The 22,291-nt window shown below is 31.0% G+C and carries 21 protein-coding genes and 3 pseudogenes; 9 read left to right on the top strand and 15 right to left on the bottom strand.

Going from position 1 to position 22,291, the window contains the following annotated elements; genetic code table 11:
- Nucleotides 1–475: 475 nt before the first annotated feature.
- The 3 genes from I6L50_RS30105 to I6L50_RS30095 all read left to right on the top strand — a co-directional run bounded on the left by I6L50_RS30105 (nucleotide 476) and on the right by I6L50_RS30095 (nucleotide 1,898).
- The gene (locus tag I6L50_RS30105) at nucleotides 476–1,060 is read left to right on the top strand and encodes a sigma-70 family RNA polymerase sigma factor (protein WP_219303896.1); all 585 of its coding nucleotides are present in this window, start codon (nucleotides 476–478) and stop codon (nucleotides 1,058–1,060) included.
- Between the two features lie 13 nt (nucleotides 1,061–1,073).
- Nucleotides 1,074–1,364 carry a hypothetical protein gene (locus tag I6L50_RS30100; RefSeq protein WP_257475433.1) on the top strand — a complete coding sequence of 97 codons (291 nt, stop codon included), beginning with the start codon at nucleotides 1,074–1,076 and terminating at the stop codon, nucleotides 1,362–1,364.
- A 168-nt stretch (nucleotides 1,365–1,532) separates the two neighbouring features.
- Complete coding sequence (locus I6L50_RS30095) at nucleotides 1,533–1,898, top strand: cupin domain-containing protein (RefSeq protein WP_219304049.1); 366 nt, start codon at nucleotides 1,533–1,535, stop codon at nucleotides 1,896–1,898.
- A gap of 291 nt (nucleotides 1,899–2,189) precedes the next feature.
- Here the strand turns inward: I6L50_RS30095 and I6L50_RS30090 are convergent, their stop codons facing one another.
- Nucleotides 2,190–2,828 carry a nuclease-related domain-containing protein gene (locus I6L50_RS30090; RefSeq protein WP_219303895.1) on the bottom strand — a complete coding sequence of 213 codons (639 nt, stop codon included), beginning with the start codon at nucleotides 2,826–2,828 and terminating at the stop codon, nucleotides 2,190–2,192.
- Nucleotides 2,829–2,849: 21 nt separating this feature from the next.
- Nucleotides 2,850–3,233, bottom strand: coding sequence for a hypothetical protein (locus I6L50_RS30085; RefSeq protein ID WP_219303894.1), 384 nt, complete (start codon nucleotides 3,231–3,233; stop codon nucleotides 2,850–2,852).
- A gap of 125 nt (nucleotides 3,234–3,358) precedes the next feature.
- On the opposite strand from I6L50_RS30085, the gene I6L50_RS30080 reads away from it, so the two are divergent.
- Nucleotides 3,359–3,943 (top strand): hypothetical protein, encoded by a 585-nt coding sequence (locus I6L50_RS30080; RefSeq protein WP_219303893.1) that lies wholly within the window; start codon nucleotides 3,359–3,361, stop codon nucleotides 3,941–3,943.
- Nucleotides 3,927–4,541, top strand: coding sequence for a hypothetical protein (locus I6L50_RS30075; protein ID WP_219303892.1), 615 nt, complete (start codon nucleotides 3,927–3,929; stop codon nucleotides 4,539–4,541). The genes I6L50_RS30080 and I6L50_RS30075 overlap by 17 nt, the downstream gene beginning before the upstream one ends.
- A 53-nt stretch (nucleotides 4,542–4,594) precedes the next feature.
- On the opposite strand, the gene I6L50_RS30070 is transcribed toward I6L50_RS30075, so the two are convergent.
- The 9 genes and pseudogenes from I6L50_RS30070 to I6L50_RS30030 all read right to left on the bottom strand — a co-directional run bounded on the left by I6L50_RS30070 (nucleotide 4,595) and on the right by I6L50_RS30030 (nucleotide 11,265).
- Nucleotides 4,595–5,230 (bottom strand): hypothetical protein, encoded by a 636-nt coding sequence (locus I6L50_RS30070; protein ID WP_219303891.1) that lies wholly within the window; start codon nucleotides 5,228–5,230, stop codon nucleotides 4,595–4,597.
- On the bottom strand, nucleotides 5,230–5,859 hold the full coding sequence (locus tag I6L50_RS30065) for a hypothetical protein (RefSeq protein ID WP_219303890.1): 630 nt from the start codon (nucleotides 5,857–5,859) through the stop codon (nucleotides 5,230–5,232). The genes I6L50_RS30070 and I6L50_RS30065 overlap by 1 nt, the downstream gene beginning before the upstream one ends.
- 319 nt (nucleotides 5,860–6,178) lie before the next feature.
- Nucleotides 6,179–6,874, bottom strand: a complete 696-nt coding sequence (locus I6L50_RS30060) for a transposase (protein ID WP_219303889.1) — start codon at nucleotides 6,872–6,874, stop codon at nucleotides 6,179–6,181.
- A 130-nt stretch (nucleotides 6,875–7,004) separates the two neighbouring features.
- The gene (locus I6L50_RS30055; RefSeq protein ID WP_219303888.1) at nucleotides 7,005–7,142 is read right to left on the bottom strand and encodes a hypothetical protein; all 138 of its coding nucleotides are present in this window, start codon (nucleotides 7,140–7,142) and stop codon (nucleotides 7,005–7,007) included.
- 21 nt (nucleotides 7,143–7,163) lie between these two features.
- A pseudogene (locus I6L50_RS35115) lies at nucleotides 7,164–7,487 on the bottom strand (DUF6018 family natural product bioysynthesis protein).
- A gap of 826 nt (nucleotides 7,488–8,313) precedes the next feature.
- Nucleotides 8,314–8,541, bottom strand: a pseudogene (locus I6L50_RS30045) (helix-turn-helix domain-containing protein); the annotation flags it as partial.
- 95 nt (nucleotides 8,542–8,636) lie between these two features.
- Nucleotides 8,637–9,476 (bottom strand): arylamine N-acetyltransferase family protein, encoded by an 840-nt coding sequence (locus I6L50_RS30040; RefSeq protein WP_016096770.1) that lies wholly within the window; start codon nucleotides 9,474–9,476, stop codon nucleotides 8,637–8,639.
- A 1,154-nt stretch (nucleotides 9,477–10,630) separates the two neighbouring features.
- Nucleotides 10,631–11,062, bottom strand: a complete 432-nt coding sequence (locus I6L50_RS30035) for a hypothetical protein (RefSeq protein WP_016096771.1) — start codon at nucleotides 11,060–11,062, stop codon at nucleotides 10,631–10,633.
- Nucleotides 11,059–11,265 carry a helix-turn-helix transcriptional regulator gene (locus I6L50_RS30030; protein ID WP_016096772.1) on the bottom strand — a complete coding sequence of 69 codons (207 nt, stop codon included), beginning with the start codon at nucleotides 11,263–11,265 and terminating at the stop codon, nucleotides 11,059–11,061. The genes I6L50_RS30035 and I6L50_RS30030 overlap by 4 nt, the downstream gene beginning before the upstream one ends.
- 556 nt (nucleotides 11,266–11,821) lie before the next feature.
- On the opposite strand from I6L50_RS30030, the gene I6L50_RS30025 reads away from it, so the two are divergent.
- The gene (locus I6L50_RS30025) at nucleotides 11,822–12,655 is read left to right on the top strand and encodes a MerR family transcriptional regulator (RefSeq protein WP_219303886.1); all 834 of its coding nucleotides are present in this window, start codon (nucleotides 11,822–11,824) and stop codon (nucleotides 12,653–12,655) included.
- Between the two features lie 445 nt (nucleotides 12,656–13,100).
- Here the strand turns inward: I6L50_RS30025 and I6L50_RS30020 are convergent, their stop codons facing one another.
- Nucleotides 13,101–14,144 carry a Fic family protein gene (locus I6L50_RS30020; RefSeq protein ID WP_219303885.1) on the bottom strand — a complete coding sequence of 348 codons (1,044 nt, stop codon included), beginning with the start codon at nucleotides 14,142–14,144 and terminating at the stop codon, nucleotides 13,101–13,103.
- Nucleotides 14,145–16,293: 2,149 nt separating this feature from the next.
- Here I6L50_RS30020 and I6L50_RS30015 point away from each other — a divergent pair.
- Nucleotides 16,294–16,754, top strand: a pseudogene (locus I6L50_RS30015) (excalibur calcium-binding domain-containing protein).
- 630 nt (nucleotides 16,755–17,384) lie between these two features.
- On the opposite strand, the gene I6L50_RS30010 reads toward I6L50_RS30015, so the two are convergent.
- Nucleotides 17,385–17,681 carry an ArsR/SmtB family transcription factor gene (locus tag I6L50_RS30010; RefSeq protein WP_219303884.1) on the bottom strand — a complete coding sequence of 99 codons (297 nt, stop codon included), beginning with the start codon at nucleotides 17,679–17,681 and terminating at the stop codon, nucleotides 17,385–17,387.
- Between the two features lie 227 nt (nucleotides 17,682–17,908).
- Here I6L50_RS30010 and I6L50_RS30005 point away from each other — a divergent pair, with 227 nt between their 5' ends.
- Nucleotides 17,909–18,034: a YjcZ family sporulation protein gene (locus I6L50_RS30005; RefSeq protein WP_219304048.1), complete on the top strand. Its 126-nt coding sequence runs from the start codon at nucleotides 17,909–17,911 to the stop codon at nucleotides 18,032–18,034.
- A gap of 534 nt (nucleotides 18,035–18,568) precedes the next feature.
- Here I6L50_RS30005 and I6L50_RS30000 read toward each other — a convergent pair.
- Nucleotides 18,569–18,994: a DUF4879 domain-containing protein gene (locus I6L50_RS30000; protein ID WP_016096878.1), complete on the bottom strand. Its 426-nt coding sequence runs from the start codon at nucleotides 18,992–18,994 to the stop codon at nucleotides 18,569–18,571.
- A gap of 864 nt (nucleotides 18,995–19,858) precedes the next feature.
- Between I6L50_RS30000 and I6L50_RS29995 the strand changes: the two genes are divergently transcribed.
- On the top strand, nucleotides 19,859–19,969 hold the full coding sequence (locus I6L50_RS29995) for a YjcZ family sporulation protein (protein ID WP_000540373.1): 111 nt from the start codon (nucleotides 19,859–19,861) through the stop codon (nucleotides 19,967–19,969).
- A gap of 265 nt (nucleotides 19,970–20,234) precedes the next feature.
- On the opposite strand, the gene I6L50_RS29990 is transcribed toward I6L50_RS29995, so the two are convergent.
- Nucleotides 20,235–22,217: a methyl-accepting chemotaxis protein gene (locus I6L50_RS29990; protein ID WP_219303883.1), complete on the bottom strand. Its 1,983-nt coding sequence runs from the start codon at nucleotides 22,215–22,217 to the stop codon at nucleotides 20,235–20,237.
- Nucleotides 22,218–22,291: the final 74 nt, after the last annotated feature.

The following is a 22,291-nucleotide window of genomic DNA, read 5'->3' as shown; positions in this document are numbered from 1 at the left end:
TCTTCATGCAATCCAATCTTGATTTCCAAATTTCCTCATACTCATCCCCCCTAAATATAAAAAGAGAAACAAAGTTCTCTTCTCTCAATTTATAAATTTTGAAATACAGCTTTATTTTAATTGAATGCGCTTTCTTTACATAGAAAATCACCCATACTAGCATCTTTTGAAATCTTTTGAAATCTTTTGAAATCTTTTGAAATCTTTTGAAATCATTCAATCCACAGTTAAAAACCTTTTCTTTTTAATGGAAAAGTGGCATAATAATGGAATAGTTAAGAACGTATGTTCTTTTTTGTTCACTTTGAATTATTAAAGAATTAAAATTATATTTTCGAAAATTAATAATTATAAAATTTAAAAATAAATTATTTTTTTGATTTTTCAGCTTTCATTCCTCTTTTATTAATATGTTTATATACCTTAACTATTATTCTATTCTTGATATATTTTTAAATATTAGGAGGTTTTTTTGTTGAGTAATAAATCGTTAGCAATTTTCCATAGTAAATATCAAAATAAATTAAAGGAACCTATTTTACAGCGTTTCCTAGAAAATTCAGAGAATTACTCGTTATTACTAAAAGCAGTCGAGCATCCTACAACTGAAAATAAACAGTTAGTAGATAACGCTTTTAAAATTCATTTTAAAAAAATAAAAATAATAAGTTATATTAGTAATTTAATTTATTTTTATTCAATAGATTTTGATAAAAAAGTCTCCCTTAATAAAAATAGATATTTATTAAATTTGGATAAAACAATTACTAATGAAGAGGATAGTCATTCAACTCTCTTGGAATTAATCAATAATGATTTAGTAGATTTAACTTCTAAACAATTTGAAGAAAATCAACTTCACTTAAAAGAACATATAACAAATAAATTATTATATGAAGGTCTCAATCTATTAACAGAAAAACAGTTAAAAATACTGGAGTTATATTATGTTTGTGAATATAACAATAAACAAATTGCAAAGATTCTATCGGAATCAGAGCAAACCATTTCTTATAATCACAAAAAGGCTTTAAAAAAACTCAAATCAAAATTAATATAAGGGGAAATAATAAATGCTAAAATTCGAGGATAAAAACATAAGTAATTATAATTATGAGGGAATTTTACAAATCTTTAATCTTAAAATAAGTAAATGTTTAAAAAATACACCTTATCAAGAAAGAGAGGATTTAGAGCAAGAGATTAAAGTGAAGATATTTGAAAAAATAAGTATACTTAATGATTTAGAAGTTCCTGGTTTTTTCGATTTTTTAGATGATTCTGTTATAAATTCTCCAAAAGCTAAATTAGGAGTACAGACCCCGAATCATCAACTTAATAATTCTGACTATTATAAAAATTAAAAGTGCATTATGCTTATATTAAATGAGAAATGGTGAAGTGCTTTTATTAATATGTATCAAAAACAATAGTTATATTTATTTTCAGAAAATTTCGAGACCTTAATCAAAATAGTAATTAATCTATCAAAGTTGTAAAATAAGGGTAATAATAGTTCTGGGGGGATTTATATCAATTATAATGCTATTAATCTAAGCGAGAAACTGTCCAAATTCAGTGAACACTGGTCGCCCAAAGTAATTGGTGAAATGAATGACTATCAGTTTAAGTTAGTTAAGATTCTAGGAGATTTTGTATGGCATGATCATAAAGACACCGATGAGGTATTCATCGTGATAGACGGCGAGATGTCCATCGTATTCCGCGATGGACAGGTTAAACTTTCCAAAGGAGAAATGTATGTGATACCAAAAGGTGTGGAGCATAAGACCTATGCTGAAAAGGAATGCCATATAATGCTGGTAGAGCCTAAAGGTGTAGTCAACACTGGTGAAACTAATTCCAAACTAACTGCTGATAATAATATATGGATTTAAATCAATATTTCAATTACTTTCTTTGGATCAACATATAAAAGGAAGTTACATATTAGTTAATGACTAATATGTATCACTCCTTATTTTTTATGACTTTTTTTGATTTAGGTCTTAATACTGTAAATTAAACAACTTTATTGTCACTAAACAAATATATCTTTAATCATTCTTTTTCATCACAAAATCTTTTGGATTCCCTTTTAACTTGTAATACTTCTTGTTAAGATGAATACTTACTATGAAAATCACTAAAAATCCTATTACATATAACATGTCTCTTTCTCCATTTTCTTATTGTTTAGCGAACTTATTATGTAAATATTCCACATGTTTCTTCTCAATATCTTTATCGGTAATGTTTGCTCGCAATATAGTTTGATAGATATGCTGGACCTCTTCTTTTGTTAACTGAATGTCTGTATAAGATTCAATACATTTCTTCAGATTGTAATAATATAAGATATGTTTATCTTTTGAATGTACATTAACTTTTTTTAGATTGCATTTCGGATGAAACGCTACAATAGAGATACACGGCAGCTGTTGTTCCATCACCCATTCGATTGCTTTTATATGTTTATAGTTTTGGCGAAATGGATTTTGAAAAGAGTGTTTCTTTCTAAAAATACCTTGTGTCCATCTTGCTGATTTCTCACTGCCATAAATCCAGCCCTCGTAGTTCTTCGTCTCTATAACGAATACACCTGTTTCCGCAATAACAATATGGTCAATTTGCATTGTATCACCATACTCCGTATGAACCGTCACATCATGTAGCACATAATAACTTTCAAGATCTAATTTACTTAATATACGTTTCACCAGTTTTTCTCCGGCTTTCCCTTTCCATTTAGGTACATGTTTTTTTACAATGCTATTCAATGGAATCAGAATCGCAATGAGAACTAATTCAAATATTAATACTTTCATAATGAAATCCTCCCTTTCTTTTTACACTTTTGCGTTTCTGCGCATTAAACGGAATACATGTGTTTCTAATCCTAAAATAAAATATGAAATACATAGGCCTTTTATCACCATCTCTACGAATCCTAACGCTAATGAAACAATGAGCCCACCCCGAAATTGAAAGGGTCTTGTCACCCTTCGATTCACTGGCTTTTCAATGACACCAAAGTTAGCCCAGGTTGGTAAACGTTTTTCCACATTCTTTATGGTGCCCATTAATCCATATTTAAGCGACAAAATGAAACATCCGATTAATAAATACACAATGGAAGAAAAATAGACTGACAGGCCCATAACGATAAGTGTGAGTAACCAACCTATCAAAATGGAATTTCGTAAAGCGATATATTCTCGATGTCTTTTCAAAACAAACAATCCTTTCAAAATAAATAAGGTTATTTTTATTTGGAAAATATTTACATTTAATTATAAGCATGATATGATACGTCTATATTAATTTACGAACTAGCCTAAAAAGGATTGTGATAGACATGTTAAAACTTGTAGTAGATAATACCGTAACAGTTCAAGAAACAGATTCAGCTTTTTCAAACCTTTTTACCTGCAAAGACTGTGTATACTATCTTTCAAAAGTGGATTCTTGCAGTCTACAATTAGCAGCTGATTCAAATAATCCCCTTATCCCTTATGAGTGTGGGAATTTTGAGGAAACCTATGAAATCGGAACGGAAGATCCATTGAATTCACATATTCATCAACGACTTCGTGATGAAAAAGCACAAATACTAGCTGAAAATTATCCAGCAAAACCTTCTATTGATCCGATTCATAAAGAAGCAATATGGTATGGAACAGCAGATTATGGTTGTTGGATTGTAAACGATTCAAAGAAACGTTTTGCTCTTGCAGGACAGGTTCCTTTCGGTGATAATAATATGTCATCTGAAAAATACGCATCTCCTTTCCCTTTACATGATCATGGAGCAAAAGAAGGTATTAGGCACTATATGTGCTGGTATGTAAACGAAAAAGGAATAGGCGAATACCATCTACTTATTGGTGGTGTCATCATGAAAATTGCAGAAGGAGTTAAGAAACTTGGATTCAATTACTAATCACCTCTACAAGAAAAGAATGTTAGAACATACGATTTTATTTAGCCTGGTACATCTGGTACCAATCCTTATCTTTACCGGCATCATATACTTAGTACTAGATCTTTCTAATTCGGAATGGCATACTTGGCTTATGTATGAAGGAATCTTTACGATCCTGTTCCTCATAACGAGATTCCAAGTCTTTCAAACGAAAAAAAGTATTCTTTCTATGAAGCAATACGAGAAATGGTTTTCGAAGTTAAATATTATTTTAGTTTCTATTTTCCTTGTCTGTTTTGCAGGCATACCAGCTCTACTACAAATTGTGTTCATTCTACAAATGGCACTCATTTTCTATCTGTTAGAGCGTAGTTATCTGTATATCGAAAGATTACCAATACATAACGTCTATAAAATCAAGGCAATTATTTGCGACAAAAAACAACTGAAAATTGAACGAATTATCCCCAATAACGAGGAACACGGCACTCTTACAGTTCGAACAAAAGATGAACAATACTTTTTATATACAGCTGTATATCTAAGTGGCATATTATCTCCTATATCACCGGAAGTATTTGAAGAATACGAACGAAGAAATCATATGGGTAGATAAAAGGTACTGAATATAGATTCAGTACCTTTTTCATTCCTCTTATATGTGTTTCTTTACATATTCGCAAATAGCCATGGAGCGAGTACGGCTAACATACAAAGTAAACACGATCCCGTTATGACACGATTGGACCAACGATAATACTCAGGTTGTTTCGTACTCTCATGAATTTTTCGTAAACGAATACCTGCAATTAACATAAATGGTGTAAAAATAAGTGCTGTTGATTTAAACAGGTCTAAAAAATCCGTAAAGATGTTCATAAACGAAACTACATCGGAACTGAATAAGAAGTACACACTTAGTCTCATCGCCATCATACTAACGAATGAAAAGATCATACTCCCTGTCGCCCACTTCATCCATTGACCATTCTTCGTAATTAATGCCATAACCATTACAATAACGCCTAATACGAAAGAGATAGAAAAGATATTTACCCCTACTTTAAAGGCAGGTGCATACATACCCTCAATTTTTTGTATTAATGATGAACCGAATGAATCATCCTTCTCTGGTGTTTTGGTTCGATTGTTTAATCCCTCTTTAAAGGATGACGAAACATCATTCCCTTTTAATTCATTAAAGTCCACTTTTACAGATGCATGAGCTGCTTGTAAGGGGATAAGAAGTAAAGCCATCAAAACAAGCGTACATAAGACTCCTATCATCCCTTTTTCTTGTTTCATCACACATCACCCGCTAATTTCGGTTTAACGCTCTTTAATTTGATTTGATTTCCTTCTGCAACATAATAGAGATCTGCTGAGTAATAGATATTTGCTTTTGTATATGCTCCCATAATTGCATTCGCGATTTCTTCCTTCTCTACTGCCATGTATGTTTCATTTTCATTATAAAATTCAATTTCAATTCGATTAATATTATTATTTAATACTGTAATATGTAACTCTTTTAAGCTATCTAAACGATTGCCTAATCCACACACTAACTTAAATACTTTATTTGCAATCGTTGGTGGTTTGACATAAGTCGTATTAAAATGAAGAGTTTCATCATCAATCACACCATCTTCCTCAACTGTACACGTCATAATGAAAGAATGATTTTGTTTTTCAATTTCTTGTTGACTCAACTTGCGATCAATGACATACTTCACGCTTGTTGATAGGTTTTCTATATATTCATCCAGTTCGGTATTTGAAATTTTAACCTCTGAGAATTCCGGAAAAATCATGTAAGCGTGTGTATTAGAACTACTTTTACTTACACGTAATACCTGGATTTGTTTCTTTTCATAGCGCACCGTTTGTTCTAATTTTTCTACTACGTTGTTGCTTATATGATCGATTGCCATATATTATCACTCCTATTTACTTTGATAAAAATTTTTTCATACAATACTCATGATTTGATACTATCTATTTAAAGCATTGTAATATTACGAAAATTTCTCAATTCTACTGTTCTAAGACTGTTAATCACCTGAATCTCAAAACATTGTAATATTACAATGACGTACAATGTTTCATTATAGTCGAATATCCTTATATGGTGAATCATTCTGTCCCACTCATTTGTACAAAAATAAAAATTATTTTATCCTTGTACAAATGAGTGAGAACCTAGTGTGTTTAATGCTATATAACTAAGAAAATACCAACTAGGAAATAGATTTATATACTCCCTAGTTGTCTATCACTCCACCCAACTAATTTATAGGAATAAGGTGAATCAACCTCTAATTCTATATACATTAGTTTATTTTCTGGTAATATCTCTCCCTCTGTATGTATCCAATAGCGCTTCCTATTAGACATATTCATCACACGTGTCAGTCCTTGTTCTCGTTCTATCACTTTTGCGGTCCACTTTACCACATTCACATCCTGCACTTCTGATACTTCTTGTTGAACAGGAAGGATAAGTTCTGTTTCTGCTGAAACCGGCAGCTGTTCTAGTTCTGGAAATGTATCTTCATATCCTAAGAATTCCTCTGGTGTATCCATATCGCTTGGAAACGGTATATCCTCATCACTCAGGAAGGGGATATCATATACTGCTTCTACAACTTCAATTTCCTGTTCTAATTTGTTACTCGCTTCTTCACACAGATTCTTTTGAACCGATGTTGCAACTAAATCGTATATATTTGCTACATCCTTTTCTAAGGTAATTTCTTTCGTTGGAACAGTAACACGTTCTTGTTCCCTGCCAATAGGCCTATTTTCTCTCGGACACCAATAAACAGGTCGTTCCAACGGTTCAGGTCCTTTTTCTTTTTTCTTTTCTTCTATCAACATATTTTTTCTTGTTTTGTAAACAACAAAACACATATAGCAAATTAGTGCGATAAGAAGTATTGTAAACATGATTTTCTCCTCTCATTTAACCAAATAAATCGAACTTGAATTGTCCATCATTTACAATAAAAAAAGGAAGATCCAAGTATATACATCACTTAGTTCTTCCTTTTACCCTCTATAAACTACCTCGCCTTGTTTAAAATGGTAGTTCTTCATCTGTAATCTCCGTTAGCTCATCTATACCAGCAAAAATATCATCCGGCTGTTGGGATTGCTCTCTCGTCTCCTGCTCTTTTGGATCATCTACTACTGTCCAAATGTTATCTTTTTTCATATTTATATCCCTCTATCCTTCTTATTTTTCAGTTTCATAAACAACTTCCTCGTAATCACATAAATAATCTTTCATCTTACGTAGGATTGTACCATGATAAAAACTTTGTTGCCCGACAAAGCGCCATAGGATGACATAGCTTTCTTTTGCTTCCTGGATGCCTTCAATAAATAATGCGATTTCGTGAATGGCTTCCTTTTCATTAAGAGTGTCTGGTTTAAAATATTAAAATTTACCATCTGGTAATATAATTTCAGCTTTAAAACAACCTCTCATTTGATTTACTCTTGCTCTGGATTCAGATGACATGGCTGGTGTAGCATATGACTTCTGATTTTTTTCCATTCGTGTTTTATGTTCCTCTACTGTTGGTACTAGTCATAAGTGTCTACAATCTTTTTTAATTTTCATATCTCCTCTATTTTGTAATTTGTTATGATTCATAACCCAGCCTGCGAACTTGAAAACAACACAAAAAGGGCTTCTTCAAGTCGATTAAATATGTGCATAACAAAATAAGCTATATATACACTAATCGGCTCAAAGAAGCCCTTTCATAAATGAAACAAGACGCAACTTGCTTCTACAACTCAACCACAACACAAAAAGGTGTGGGAATAAACGGAATCAAATAAACTAACAATATACCTATATATTACATAATAACATAATAGGTTTCAAGAAGTATTAATTAATATTAACGCATTACACAAAAGAATTCTTATTCCTCAAGCTTGTGAAGGACGAAAACCCATTGGTAAGTGAGAGTTGAATTTTGGGTAATGCGCAAACTCATAATAAATTATTATCAAGGATCTAACCAGTCTTAATCCACGCACCTACTAGGGGTGCGAACCCGATTTGTGTTTAAAATCACTCACAAATACGTTAATTCTATTCAAAAGTATGCAAATATTTTTATTTGAGAAAGTAAGTTGTATAAAAGTCATAAATTCCAGGTGCAAATGTACTAGAAATTTCATGTTTACTATACATTCGCACCTAAAAAATTATAGGGCTTTCTTAATCATTTAATTCTTTTACACCAATATCTTCGCGCTTATTTTATAGCTATCACCTAACTGATAAACAAAAATACATAGTTCCACCATAGCCGTTATATATAGTAAGTCATAATTTACAATAAATTAAATACCTCTTGTCTTTCAATCTACTTATCAAGTTTATTCTTTGTACCATCGTTCAATCTTTTTCTTTTACCAGATAGCATTCTTGAGAGCGTTGAATACGAAATATCTATTTCTTTCGCTAACTCACGAATACTTTTATTATTCTTCTCTTTATATGCGTTCATCTTTTTAATATAAAACTCGATACTATTAGGGATTTCTTCATTTAGTATACTTATTGGCTTCGCTTCAATTACTGGTGGCTTTTCCACTCTAAAGAAAATCCGGCTCGGGTTTTTTACATATTTCATCTCAATGACAATCAACTGATCTAAATACTGTTCTTGGGAAATATTAGTTTAGACTAGCCACGTTCTAGGATTTTCCCTACATATTTTTCTTGCGTTATTCCAAATACATCTATAAGGATTTTATTATATTCTTCTTCGGTTATAGATTGTTTTATTTTTTTACCTCTGCAAGTTTCAGTGAAACTTTGTTTAGTAAGTGAAACATGTCCTGTGTCATTCAATTTACATATAATATGTCCCTTGTTAAAAGGTGATTCTTTATGTTCTACAATAATTCTTTGTATTTCATTCACCTTTGCTTCACTTATTTTTTCTAAAGTAAAAGTATACCCAATTTTCCATGCATTTGTAGGCTCAGAACCAAGAAAATCAGCTGTTTCTCCATTATTTCCTTTTTTCATTTGTAGGATGTAAGTCCCTTTTAGAGTGTCCTGTTTACAAATTCGATATTTTCCTGTTTGAGAAGAGATAATTTCTCCACTGAATGGAACAGGGTACAGTGGAAGATGTGAAGCAAACCCTCCATCAATAATATATTTTTGATTCTCGTGAGTCATAATGATGATTACATGACCATCATCTGGTTTCCATTTCTTATCTTTTAAATCGTATATAGTTCCAGCTACTTTATATACATCAAACCCACAATCAATTAAAAAGTAATATAATAATGAATTAAGTTCGTAGCATAAGCCACCACGTTGTCTAAGAAGCAGTTTTTCTATGAGGTTCTCTCTAGAAATATTCTTTGTAGATTGTTCCATAACATCTAAATTCTCATAGGGTAGAATTTTACCCATACGGAAAAGAATTTCAGGTAAGTCTTCAAATAATACCTTTTCCTTTACAGGAATCCCTAACCTTAAAAACAAATACTTCTGTAAATCAGTCACAGCGAAAACCCCTTTCTATTTATAGTAAATAATAACTATACCTAACAGATTAGTACTTCTTAACATGCAATTCAAGTTCCGGAAATTTATAATAATATTCATTTCTGGAATCGATTCTATAAATTCGGAATATTGCAACTTGTTAACTTATCCCCTCATATCAGTATAAAATGTGGCATATAATATGTATATTAATCCCTATAATTAAATGTAGTTTTTAATATTTTTATTAATTTAATGAATTTAATGAATTTTTCAGACGATAATTTGTTGTATTAACTGAACTTTATCAACATTTACAAGCAAAAAAATCTTGAAATAGTCATTTAATAGTTACATAAAACCTAATTATTTCTGAATTATGCTGATAAGATTTGCACAAATTTAACGGTTCTGGTACAAGAAATCTATAAAACTTGGACATACTAATCTGATACTATCAATCTAAAAAAGGACGTAATCTGTATACCTCTTTCAAATGAATGAAACCTTTGCACCAGATCCGAAATGAAGACGCCTCTCTCCCCTGCTACTCTATACGGATATATTATGGAATATGAAAAGTTCTTTAAATGAATTATAAAAAATATAGATATAGGTAAATAAAGAAGAATGTAGCATTCTTACAAAAAGACCTATATTTAGGATTAATTAACTATAAGAAAATCAATTTCGTATTGTAACTAAATATAATTCTTAAATATATGTAAATGAAATTTTCTTATATTTTTTTACTTATGATGAAGAAAACAGTTATGGAAAATTAAACAAGCGCTTGTTTAATTATTCTGATTATGAATCAATGTGTGAGATATGAGGATGACAATTTTCCGCGTGGTTAAATTTCTTATTTATTATATAACTTTTATATAGCAAAGAAAGAAGCACCTATTTTCATAGGTACTTTATCGTATCTGATTAATGGATGCTCTGGATGTTTTTAAATTTCAATTAAGGTCAATAGCACATCGCCATGCAATCAAGAAATTGGTTTTTCATAGAACAAAAAATGAGTTGAATTTATATATATAGCTGTAAAATAATAATATTTTTGTTTTGAGGATACTTCAAAATCTTAGCTTGATGGGCATAGGGTGGAACCCCTATTTGTAAATCTAATATCCTTATTTATGGCGTACATGTATCACCTTTCTCTATTCATCTTCTAAATCTTGTTCTTGCTTTACTCTTAATCTATATACATAATACATCGGTATACACCCACAAATAAATAGAATAGCTCCTACTAATAGACCATTAATCCAACCAAAGTTTGGTGTAATAGAAATAAGATATGCAACAGTCACTACAATAATAGTTAGTACTACCATACTAACTATAAGTGATTTCTTTGGATTTCTTATTTCCTTTTCATGTTCCACACTAACACTCATCGATAAATATGCAGATACAATAGATGTTAAAATAAATACCATCCAAAGTGGGTTTTCGCGCATCCCATCAAGTCCACCTTGAAAGAACTCGTAACCAAGAATACATAAAATTCCGATTGTTTGGACAATGTACGTAATTCTAATATTTTTCAAATTCCTTAAAATGAGTCTTTCATCTGTAATCTTCTTCATTCAAAATCCTCCTGATTTATCCAAAATATTTCGTCTAAGTTTGCATTTACGGCATAGCAAATTTGTAAACATAGCTTTAGTGACGGGTTATATTTCCCTTTTTCAATTAGGCTGACGGTTTGCCTTGTAATACCAACTGCATCAGCAAGCTGCTGTTGTGTTAAATCTGCTTTGACACGAGCAATTTTCACGTAATTTTTCATATAACACCCTCCACAGAATAATGTAACTTATATATTACTTTATGTAAAGTATAAATTACATTAAACAAAAAAACAGCTTCATATCATAAAATAGTAGCTGTTTTTAGCTTTGAAAAATAACTTAAATCCTTAGAGATCTCCTCAAAAATAAGAAACAGTTTATATCCGACTTTAATACAAATTATCAATCTTTTTTTAAATTACCAAACTTTATGCAAATGATACAAAAACCCAATGCGCATATGCGTAATAAAATAAAAGAAGGTCATAACATGGAAATGAATTCCATACTATGCCCCATTTTCACACGAATCTCGGCTGAATCACTTAAGAAGGTTCCTTAAACGGCCTTTAATGTTTGTTATGATACTTTGTTTTTGGCAATGCGTTTTGGAACTAGTTTTTGACCGTATTTCTTTGAGTTTTGTTAGAACTAAATAGAGTTCCTTAAACGATCATTTTGGGTTAAAAAGAATTTCATTTTATTTATTGACTATGAAGTAACCACATAGTTTATAGTATGAATATTATTCCTTATAGGAGGCAATATAATTAGATGGATAGCTATAAGTTAACTAAAAGTGATGTAATTAAGATTTTTAATACAACGAAAGAAACACTTCGATTCTATGAAGAAAAAGGACTAGTTCAGCCAAAGGTAGGTAAAAATAACTATAGACTTTATGGAAATGAAGACCTACAGAGAATTAGCCAAATCTTTTTTTGTAAAGGTATAGGTTTTTCAATTGAAGAAATTGATTTAGTAATAAATAAGAAAAATATAATAAACAATATAAATATCTTACAGAACAAAAAAAATGATATTGAAACTGAAATTTATCGATTTATGGAAACGCAAAAGAAAATTACTAGGCTCCTCGATCTCCTTCAAAATAGAAGTAGAAACTTCAATGAAATTCAGAGTGTCTATTTTGAGGAAAGAAAATATTATCACATCAAAGGAGAAAATTTTAATAGTGTAAAATCCTTTTTTGATAAATTCCGTTCTATTTTTAAGCAAGGTGAATTTTTTCAAGAACAATTTATAACAATCTGTCCTATTAAAAATTTATTCCATGATGATCTGGGACTATCGGTTTATTATCCTGTTTTGAATGATACAGAGATAGAGCATGTTGATATTCTTAGTATACCTGCAGGTAATTATCTTTGTGTTGATTACGTATGTACAGAAGAGCATACGGATGAAGTACGACGTCAAATATATACAAATATTACAGACTATATAGAGAGAACTGGTTTACAGTTTAGATCATGTAATGTAATTGAAACAGATTTACATGAATTGAATCTGTTTTATCCACAAGGACAGATAATTATGAATATGCAAATTCCTGTTGAAGAAAAATCAAAACACCAAAAGAAATGAGCATTTATTGATGCAACACAATTTACAAGGAAGGCGTAAAAATCGGCCCTTTTATCAAAATGTGCTTAGTATAATTCTTTTACGAAGTGCTGGTAGTCCACTTATTATAAAATCATAGAATCTCTTTAAATTAATACAAAGAAAAAGCCAATTTCCTTAACTTACAGGAAACTGGCTTTTTCTTTGTATTAATTTGCTTAGCGCACGAAATTCGCGAAATGTTGGTGCGACCCCATGCCCATCAAGCTAATAATTTAGGACTATCCCCAAACGATAAATCTGTACAAATTGCTCAATTCTATCATTTTGGGTTAGTTTATTTGTGTTAAGTTGATGGCGATGTGGTGCTACCCCGTGTAGGAAATTTAAAGATTTGCATGCGAAATAACCCCTATCTGTTTCTTTTTTTATGGTTTACTAAATCCTAATAACCCAAAAATAATTACTAAACTTTCATCCATTGGGCATTTCTTCCTTTTGAGATTAACTTAATATAACCAAATAATTGTAAGGAGCTTAAAGTTTTACTGATTGTACTTTCGGCTATATCTGGATGGATGCTACGGATACATTCTTTAGTAAAAGGAAGTTTTTGTTTAAGTATAAAATTTTGAATGCGTTCAACCTTAGTATTGTTACATATAGAATCTCGGATTGTAGAATGCAAGTCTTGATAGGCCTCTAATATAATATTTAAAAATATTTTTATCCAAAAACTAATATTGTGCTCACCACAGTACCAATTAACTGAAGATTTATATATCGAATCGTAATATTCTGATTCGTTCTTCTTGATATATTTATCTAAACAAACATATTTTACAAATGTGTGTCCGTTTTTTACTAATAGTAATTGCATTAGCATAAGCGCTAGTCTACCATTTCCTTGACTAAAAGGGATTATGCAATAAAAATTTAATATAAAACGAGCGATTAATAAAAGGGAATGTAGTTCCTTTTTATTGTTTACTGAATTGTATTGATTACATAATTGTTCCATAGCCTCTAGAATAAACTCGTGTGGGAAAGGACGATAACTACTTGTATACATCCCACTTTCCGGAATTCCTGGGATGTAAAATGGTTTTTTGCGCCATTTTGCACTATCAGAGGTACTATAATGTATTAATTGAAAATGCAATTCTTGTATAGTTTCTGGGCTAATTGATAAAGTACAAGATCTTTTATGTACAAGTGACAAAGTTTTAAAATAACAAAAAACGGCATCTTCTTCGATGTTTTGAGGCACTATATCATCTAAACTAAGTTCTTTTAATCTTTTATTTGGAACTTTTATATCTTTATATACAGTAGTAAAGTTTTTTATGTAGTGCAAAGGTATATTCTTCTCTAAATTAATGAATATATCAGGCTTTTGTTCTTGATAGGTAGCTAATCTTCCCTTGTATTCACTAATTTCACTTACTAAGTTTATTAATTTTCTTTTAAGCCCAATATTTTTATAATTGTCTTCAAAAAAGTTTCTCATTTTTCCCCCTGGTACTACCCCTAACTTGTTGCTACATAAAATCATTCATCCAAAAGATATATTACAATAATAACATTGAGTAATGCTATAGTTTTTTATTTTTTATACCTGTTTACTTATAATTTTGGTTGTACAGGACCTTAAAGTGCTGAGTTTTCTAGGTTTTCATAATCACTATGCAATTTTGCATAGTATATAAATTTTAATTAGGAATCGTTGCCCCTCCCCAGAAAAAGGGGTCACCATACATGCCCATCAAGTTAAAATTTATAAGAATAACCCCTTACCACTTCAAAAGTAAGGGGTTATTCTATTGCTGTTGTATAGTATAAATAAAGTTATTTTTTTTGTTTTATTTTAGAAACTCCAATTACCGTTTTTGCATGACTTTGTATATTTTTATCCAAAAAGGTAAACCTCCCTTCATCAGAATTATGAATGTTAAATGAATGCCATATTCATAATGTCGTGAAGATAAATAAACACAATATTTTAATTATATAATAGTATTTTATCATTTTGAGGATACCAGGAGAATTAGAATAAAGTTAGTGTTTTTAGGTGTGTGAAAGTAAACTAATGAGTAAAGAAATCTCAGTTTTTATAACAATCTTGGAGAGTTAACTATTGTATTATTTTTTAATAAACCGGGGTTTACTAAAAAATATAGCAAGTATAAAAAATAAACTTGTAAATAAAATTGCTAATGATGTTTTATTTAGTAAAGGTAATATTATTGCTGAAAGAGCGGATAATATAAAGAAAAATTTCATCAAGTGCATCAACCTCCTAAAGTATTTTAATTATCTCATTAAAAATTAATAATATAAATATTTGAAAGTAAACTAATATATATAAGTTTACTTTCGATCTTCGAATCATTTATAGCTAATTTTCCAATAAATTTCTCAATATAGATATATATGTTATTTATGGTTTTATATAGAAGATTAATGAAAAATATAGTATTATAAAAATTAAGCTGCTGTCATTTGTTTTTCCCTTACGCTAAAGATAAGATCATACTCTCCGATCTTATCTTTTTCATTTGTAGATTCGTAATACAAAAAAGAGAATCCTTATAACAAGACAAGGATTCTGCAACAGGAAAGAACAAATATATAATAATAAAAAAAATTACTTATATAATAATTTAAAAATAAGACAAATATATTGAGAAAATTCAGAACGAATTGAATGTTCCTATACGTTAATTTATAATTGATTAAGAGTTGGAGTAGTAATCTGTCATCTGTTCCTTTTTCTAAAGAAGATTGATTTCAATCTTCTTTTTTTATGTTTGTTCCTCTTCCCCATCTCCATCCAGCTAAGAAACTCATTGTTCCCCAAAACAAAAAAGTTAGTTGAATTCTCATAAATAACTATAAAATAATAAATTTTTCGTTTTGTGGATACTTCAAAACTTTAGCTTGATGGGCATGGGGTAATCGACTGTTGTTATTTTCTCAATAACGATTATTCAATAAATCTGTTAACATTTAATTACCGATATGTGTATCAACCAGCCTGTGCATCTGCACAGGCCTTTTACTATGCTAATTTTAGTTAGCAGATGTATTTTTCTCACCCTTTATGATGCTTCGCACATCAGAATAGTTCATAATTCCGTAACACATGCATACGAGTTATCGTGTTAAAATTAAGCCATTCTCAAGAAGTAATTCTTATTTACTCGACAATTCTTTTACCCTGTTTAAAGCCTTGCCCCCTGCGAGGCTTTTTTATTTAGCTAAGGTAATATATTTATGTGCTTCCTCTACCTTATCTGCGCTGTTATGTACCCCTTTAGCTCTTAAATCTCGTATCATTTTGATTAGGTTTGCTATTTCTTCTTTGTCAGGCTGCTATTTATCCATCACTTTTCATCCTTCATAATCCGTTTGTCTATCTACATCAGGTAAATGAATCCTGCAATTCCGATAACTAGTACCAGTATCATGAAATGGAAGAATGTACTTTCTTCCATTTTCTAGAGGTGAAATTATGTAAAAAATTCACCAAATTAACCAATGAGAGATACGGCTCTCTTTTTTATTTCCAATCGACAAAATATAACAATATAAGAATGTTTATTTTGATAAGATTGTCCAGAAATATTACATTTTATATATCTTGGAGGAATTAAATTATGAACAAGAAATTATTAATGGCTTTAGCATGCAGCGTGTTACTTATGGGATTGACTGCTTGTGGTTCAAGTGATAAAGCAAGTACATCAGAAGAACCAAAACAAGAAACTAAAAAAGAAGATGAACAAAAGAAAATAGAAGAACAGAAAAAAGCCGAGGAACAAAAAGAAGTTGAAGAGCAGAAACGATTAGAAGAACAGAAAAAGGCTGAAGAGCAAAAGAACAGGAGCAACAAAAAGCTACTGCTAATACAGCACCTCAGCAACAAGCTGCACCTAAACAAGAGAAAGTGCACTTTGCAAACTGTACAGATGCAAATAATGCCGGTTACTATGATATAACTCCAGATAGCCCAGCTTATGCTTCACATTTAGATCGCGATGGCGATGGCGTGGCTTGTGAAAGAAATAAAGGACATAAAAAATCTATTGACACTCCCACCCCTAAAGGGGCCAGCTGACTAACGTCAGTGGGATTCTTGCTACCAAAGGCGAAGTCCATTTCTTGTATCGCTGACGTGCAAGATTGCGGTGTGCCATCACCACTCCCACAACAGACCATATAGGTTCGTGGGCTACGGTACTGTGACCATACCATACAGATTATTGGTTCTCAAATGTTTTTACGTCTTTTGCATGACTATAAATAAAGTATACCATGTTTTGCTATGCAAAAACGCTGCTTTCATCCCACGTCTAAAGACGGACTAAAGTCCTGCGTGGGCTTTCACGCTTCATAAATTCTGTAAAAAACATTAGATTTATGGATAAGCACTCTTTTGAGTGTTTTTATATTTCTCAATAACTGAAATTACTTAACGTGGTAAAATAATAATTGGATTGGCATCCAATACCATATTAAGATGGTTCAAATCGCAAGAAGGCACCTTAGGGTGTCTTTTCTTTATGAAATTTACATTAAATTAACTAAACTTTATAAGTAAATGTAGTAAAATATAAATCGGGTGGGAACCCAGATATATTTGTGCTGTAAGAAAAGTCTTATGTAGATTAAGTAGGGAAAAGGCACCTTAGGGTGTCTTCTCCCTTTATATAAATCCGTTCGATTCTTTTAAAACTATAATAAATTATTAATTTAACAATCCTAATAAATTGATAATATTAATAGCTTTTTTCTCTTCTACTCTGCAATAAATCTTTGTACCCTTCCGTTCACTAATGACAACCTTACTTATAGTTAATTTTTTTAAATGTTGTAAAATTTTATATTCTGCAATTTGTGTTGCGGCACTAAGTTGAGAAACTGTCATAACACCATTTTTAATCAATTCACGAACAATCAATAAACGGTTTGAATTACCCAACATTTCTAAAATTTTAGCACTCCTTTCATAATGACTATAATCCATATTAAAATCATTAGACATAACACTTATCCTCCTGGACCATCAGAAATAATAGCTAAAAAAAATTGGACATAAGTAACACTATCCTAAAAATTACTATAAAAATACAATAAATTCAAATTTTAATGTGTCTTTCTTTATTTTCAAAAGGACCTGCTCAATAAATACTTAAAAACATAAGGTAAAGTGAACCCGTTAAAATAACAACTTACCCATTGTTCTATCTCCTAATTAAAGGAGGAAAAAATATAAGTTTCGGTGGTTCTTGCGGTGGCTTTGGTTGCGGATTTGCTTTACTGATCGTTCTATTTATCCTGTTAATTATTATCGGATGTAGTTGTTGGGGCGGCGGCGGTGGAGGATTCAGATACTAACAAGGTGGCACTCATAAGAGTGTCTTATTTCTCAATATAAGAATTCTAAGAATGTGCTATTATTTTAATACAAATTCCCTTTTGTGCAATGAGATAGTAATACCCAAAAAAAGCCCACCTATTTCCGTAGGTGGACTTTATCTTTATTACACAATACCAAATTATACTCTCATTTTTCCATAAACTTTATGCAATTATACATGTTTGTAAAAATTACACTAAATAAATATTACATGGAGTAAAATATAAATTGTGAACACGTTCTATAAAGCTGATTCTCCGATTAGAAGGCGTAACATATCTCAACCATATAGATGTGGCGTTGCTTTAATCTAGCCAAGCAAACGATCTCGATTCTCTTGTATTTGTACACTAACAATCTGGTAAAAATAAATGATTCTGTTTTATAGGACGTGTTTACATAATTTCCAGTAAAGTGGTTCAAGTCGCAGGAAGGCACCTTTGGGTGTTTTTTTTATGGAAAATCCCCACATAAGGTGCAGGGATTTTCATGCTACGAATATATAAAACTGATTATTTAATATATAACGAAGTGCGCCACGTATCTCTTGGATAATTTATTGAAGTCTTTTGATATTCAAAAGTCCCTTCTTGATGGTTTGATGCGTCCCATTTATATTCCCAACCTACAATAGGATTACCACCAATTATTTGTGAACCAATACTTTTCACATCAAATCCATTCATTTTGGCAAAAGGAAACTGGCCATACCCTATTTCTTTTGTGTAAACATACAAGTAACTACCCCCATGATCTTTAGTTGTACTAAAACTATTAGGGGTAATGTATTCAACTCCACCCAATTGTGATTCCACTTTTACTACACTTAAAGAAGTTAGAGGTGCTGCTGGTCCTGCTGATGCCTCCGATGCCATTCCTAACCCAACTACCGATGCCACCGCTAATGATGATATCCCTAATGCAACTTTTTTAAACATATAAACATCCCTTTGTTTTATAATAAGTACAAGTTTGATATTAACAGAAATTTATAAAAATATTCCTTATTTTGAAAACGTTAACAAATTCTACTTTTTTCGATATGCAATTTAGCATATCGATTGACATACAAAATAATTCATCCACTACTTTCGATATAAAACTATTTTCAAATTTTAATACTATTTACTCACTAAATTCTCATAAAAAGACTGGTCGTCTATACAATGGTTTGATAAAATATAGATATCTTTTAAGAAGAAAAAACTAATATAGATCAACTAAATAATGTAAAGAAAATGTTTTATTGCATAAAAAAGGCTCCACTGCTGGAGCGCTCAAAAAATAATATAAGTAAATGAATTAAAACAAATAACAGACAATTAAACTATATAGATATCCTGTTTATCGATGCTATAATAAGCTTACTCGATGATTGTTATATTTTTTTATGGTTTCTAAGCAATACAATACCTTCTTAACACTAATTGTACAAGGAAAAGAAGACATCGATTAAGATGTCTTCTTTTCTTATATGATAACAACACAATAAAATTAAGATGGTTCAAGTCGGAGGAAGGCACGTTTGGGTGTCTTTTTTTATAAAAATTTACATTAAATTAATAAAATCATATAAATAGTTGTAGTAAATTAGAATTGGGTGGGAACCCAGATATATTTGTGCCGTAAGAAAAGTCTTATGTAGGTTAAGTAGAGAGAGACACTTTGAAGGCAGTGTCTTTTCTTTATTTTCAAAAGAACCTGCTCAATTAATGCCTAAAAACATAAGGTAAAGTGAACCCGTTAAGATACATGGAATGAACCCTAGTTTTACCCTCTTATCTAAAGGAGGAACTATTGTTATGGGATATGGTGGTAGTTGCGGCGAAGGCTGCGGTTTTGCTGGAGGATTTGCTTTATTAGTTGTATTATTTATCTTATTAATCATAGTTGGAGCTAGCTGCTTCTGCTAAAAAACTATTGGAAAAGGCACCTACATAAGGGTGCCTTTTCTTTATGTACATTACTTATTATCCGATTCATCAGTTTTATTATAGACACATTTAGCTTCTCCAAAAAGACCACCGGTGTCTCATTCTCCACCATAATGAGCACACTTCCCAGGTGGATGATCGTTTCGCATACTTGGATTTGTAGGTGATTCATAGTCATAATTTAAAAGATTTTCAACTCACACTCTTTAACATACTTCCTGTTATTCTTTCCTATAATCTGAACTTATACCTTAAACCCTCCAATCAACTCTTGAAGTTCTTCTGCCATTTTTGCCAATTGAGTTGCTGAAGAATTTATCTCTTCCATGGAAGCATGTTGTTCTTCGGATGAACCAGCTATAGTTTGCATACTTGTGGTGTTCTCTTTTACAGCTACTGCTATTTGATTAATAGATGTATCGACTTGCATTGCATCAGATGTCATCTTATTTGATAGGTCCACCATACCATGTACTTTGGAAACGATATTATTCGCTGAATTTGAAATCTCATAAAAACTTTGTTTTGTATCATTCGCTACCTTAATTCCCGACTGTACTTCTATTCCTACTTCATTCATAGCTTTAACAGTCTCATGTACATCTAATTGTATTTCCTTAATTAATTTTCCAATTTCCATTGAAGATTGTCCTGATTGTTCCGCTAATTTCCCAACTTCATCCGCAACAATTGCAAATCCACGTCCCTGTTCTCCTGCCCTAGCCGCCTCAATCGCCGCATTTAGTGCTAGTAGATTTGTTTGTTCAGCAATATTTTGAATCGCTTCTAATATAGTGCCTATTTGCTGCGATTTCTTATCTAATAATTTAATTACATTATCGGATTGGGAAACAGAATTATGTATAGACTGCATTTGTGTTACAGTTTGTTCTACTAATTGTTCCCCCTCATTTGCTTTTTGTTTTGTGTATAAAGATGAGGTCGATACTTCAGAAGCATTATCAGCTACACATTGAATATTTCGTGTTACCTCACCTATTAATTTAGCTCCAGACTCAACTTCATTATTTTGAACTTCTGCACTATGTGAGATTTCTTCCATTTCTTTTGTAATTTGTTCTGTTGCAACACTTGCTTGCTCTACACTAGCAGTTAGTTCCTCAGAAGAAGCTGCTACATGTCCTGCAGATGTGTTAATTTGTGAAATAATATTGCGTAAAGACTCTGCCATTGCATTAAAACTATCACCCAATTGACCAAGTTCATCCTTTGAACGAATATCAATTTTCTCCGTTAAATCTCCTCGACTAATTCTTTGAGCTGAAATAACTAATTGTCTTAGTGGATTAATAATAGATCTAAGAATGAAGAAAATTATAATTCCACCTAATAATAAAGAAGCTCCTATTATAGCAAATGTTTTATAAAAAATAGGATTGGTAGCTTCTTCAATTTCTTTCGTAGGCATTACACCAGCTATTTTCCAACCTGTTTTTTTATTTGCCTTAAAGCTTATGTTTCGGTCCTCACCATTGAGGCTATACGTAATCTCTCCATCTTCTTTCTTATAAAGTTCATCTGCTAAAGATTTCTCTAATTTTTCACCCGGTTTTAATGTTGGATGAACAACTATAGTTTTATCTTGCCCCACTATAGATACAAAACCTTGCTTTCCTATTTTTATCATTTTAGATGTTTTTACGATATCATCAATATTCAAGTCCATACCAATGACACCACTTTTATCTTCATTTTGTTTAGCAACTGCTATTACCATATTTCCAGTAGCCTTTGATTTATACGGAGATGAAACAATAATTTCACCATTTGCATTTACAGCATCCTTATACCAACTACTTTCTAACGGATTAAATCCTTCTGGTATGTCTCCAACAGGCGCATGAATAAATTGATTGTTACTGGATGCGGAATAAATTGTTTCTATCTCTGGATGTAACTGTATATATTGTTCAAATTTACTCTGTACATTTTGTAATTGATCAGGATTATAATTGCCTTGTGTGAGTAATTTTGCAAAATAAGTTACATCTATATATTTGTTTTCTAATTCATCATCAACAATCTTATCTAAAATACTTACATTATCTTTTGCTGTTTGTAGAATTGTTTCATTAAGATCTGTTTTCGCCTCATCATAAGATGTTATTCCTACGATAAGACTAGGTATAATTAATATTGCAATAAATGCCATAGACAACTTCGTTTTGAGCTTTATTTGTTCCAATCTTTTTTTTATATTAAACACGATTTTCTTCTCCTTTTCATTCTTACAACTCATATTATTTATTTAAATGTTTACTCCTTTATCTTTTTCTACAA

It is taken from the genome of Bacillus sp. FDAARGOS_1420, from assembly GCF_019344915.1.
Lineage (GTDB): Bacteria > Bacillota > Bacilli > Bacillales > Bacillaceae_G > Bacillus_A > Bacillus_A mycoides.
The sequence above is the reverse complement of the archived record's forward strand: the minus strand, read 5'-3'. Positions and strand labels throughout refer to the sequence as shown.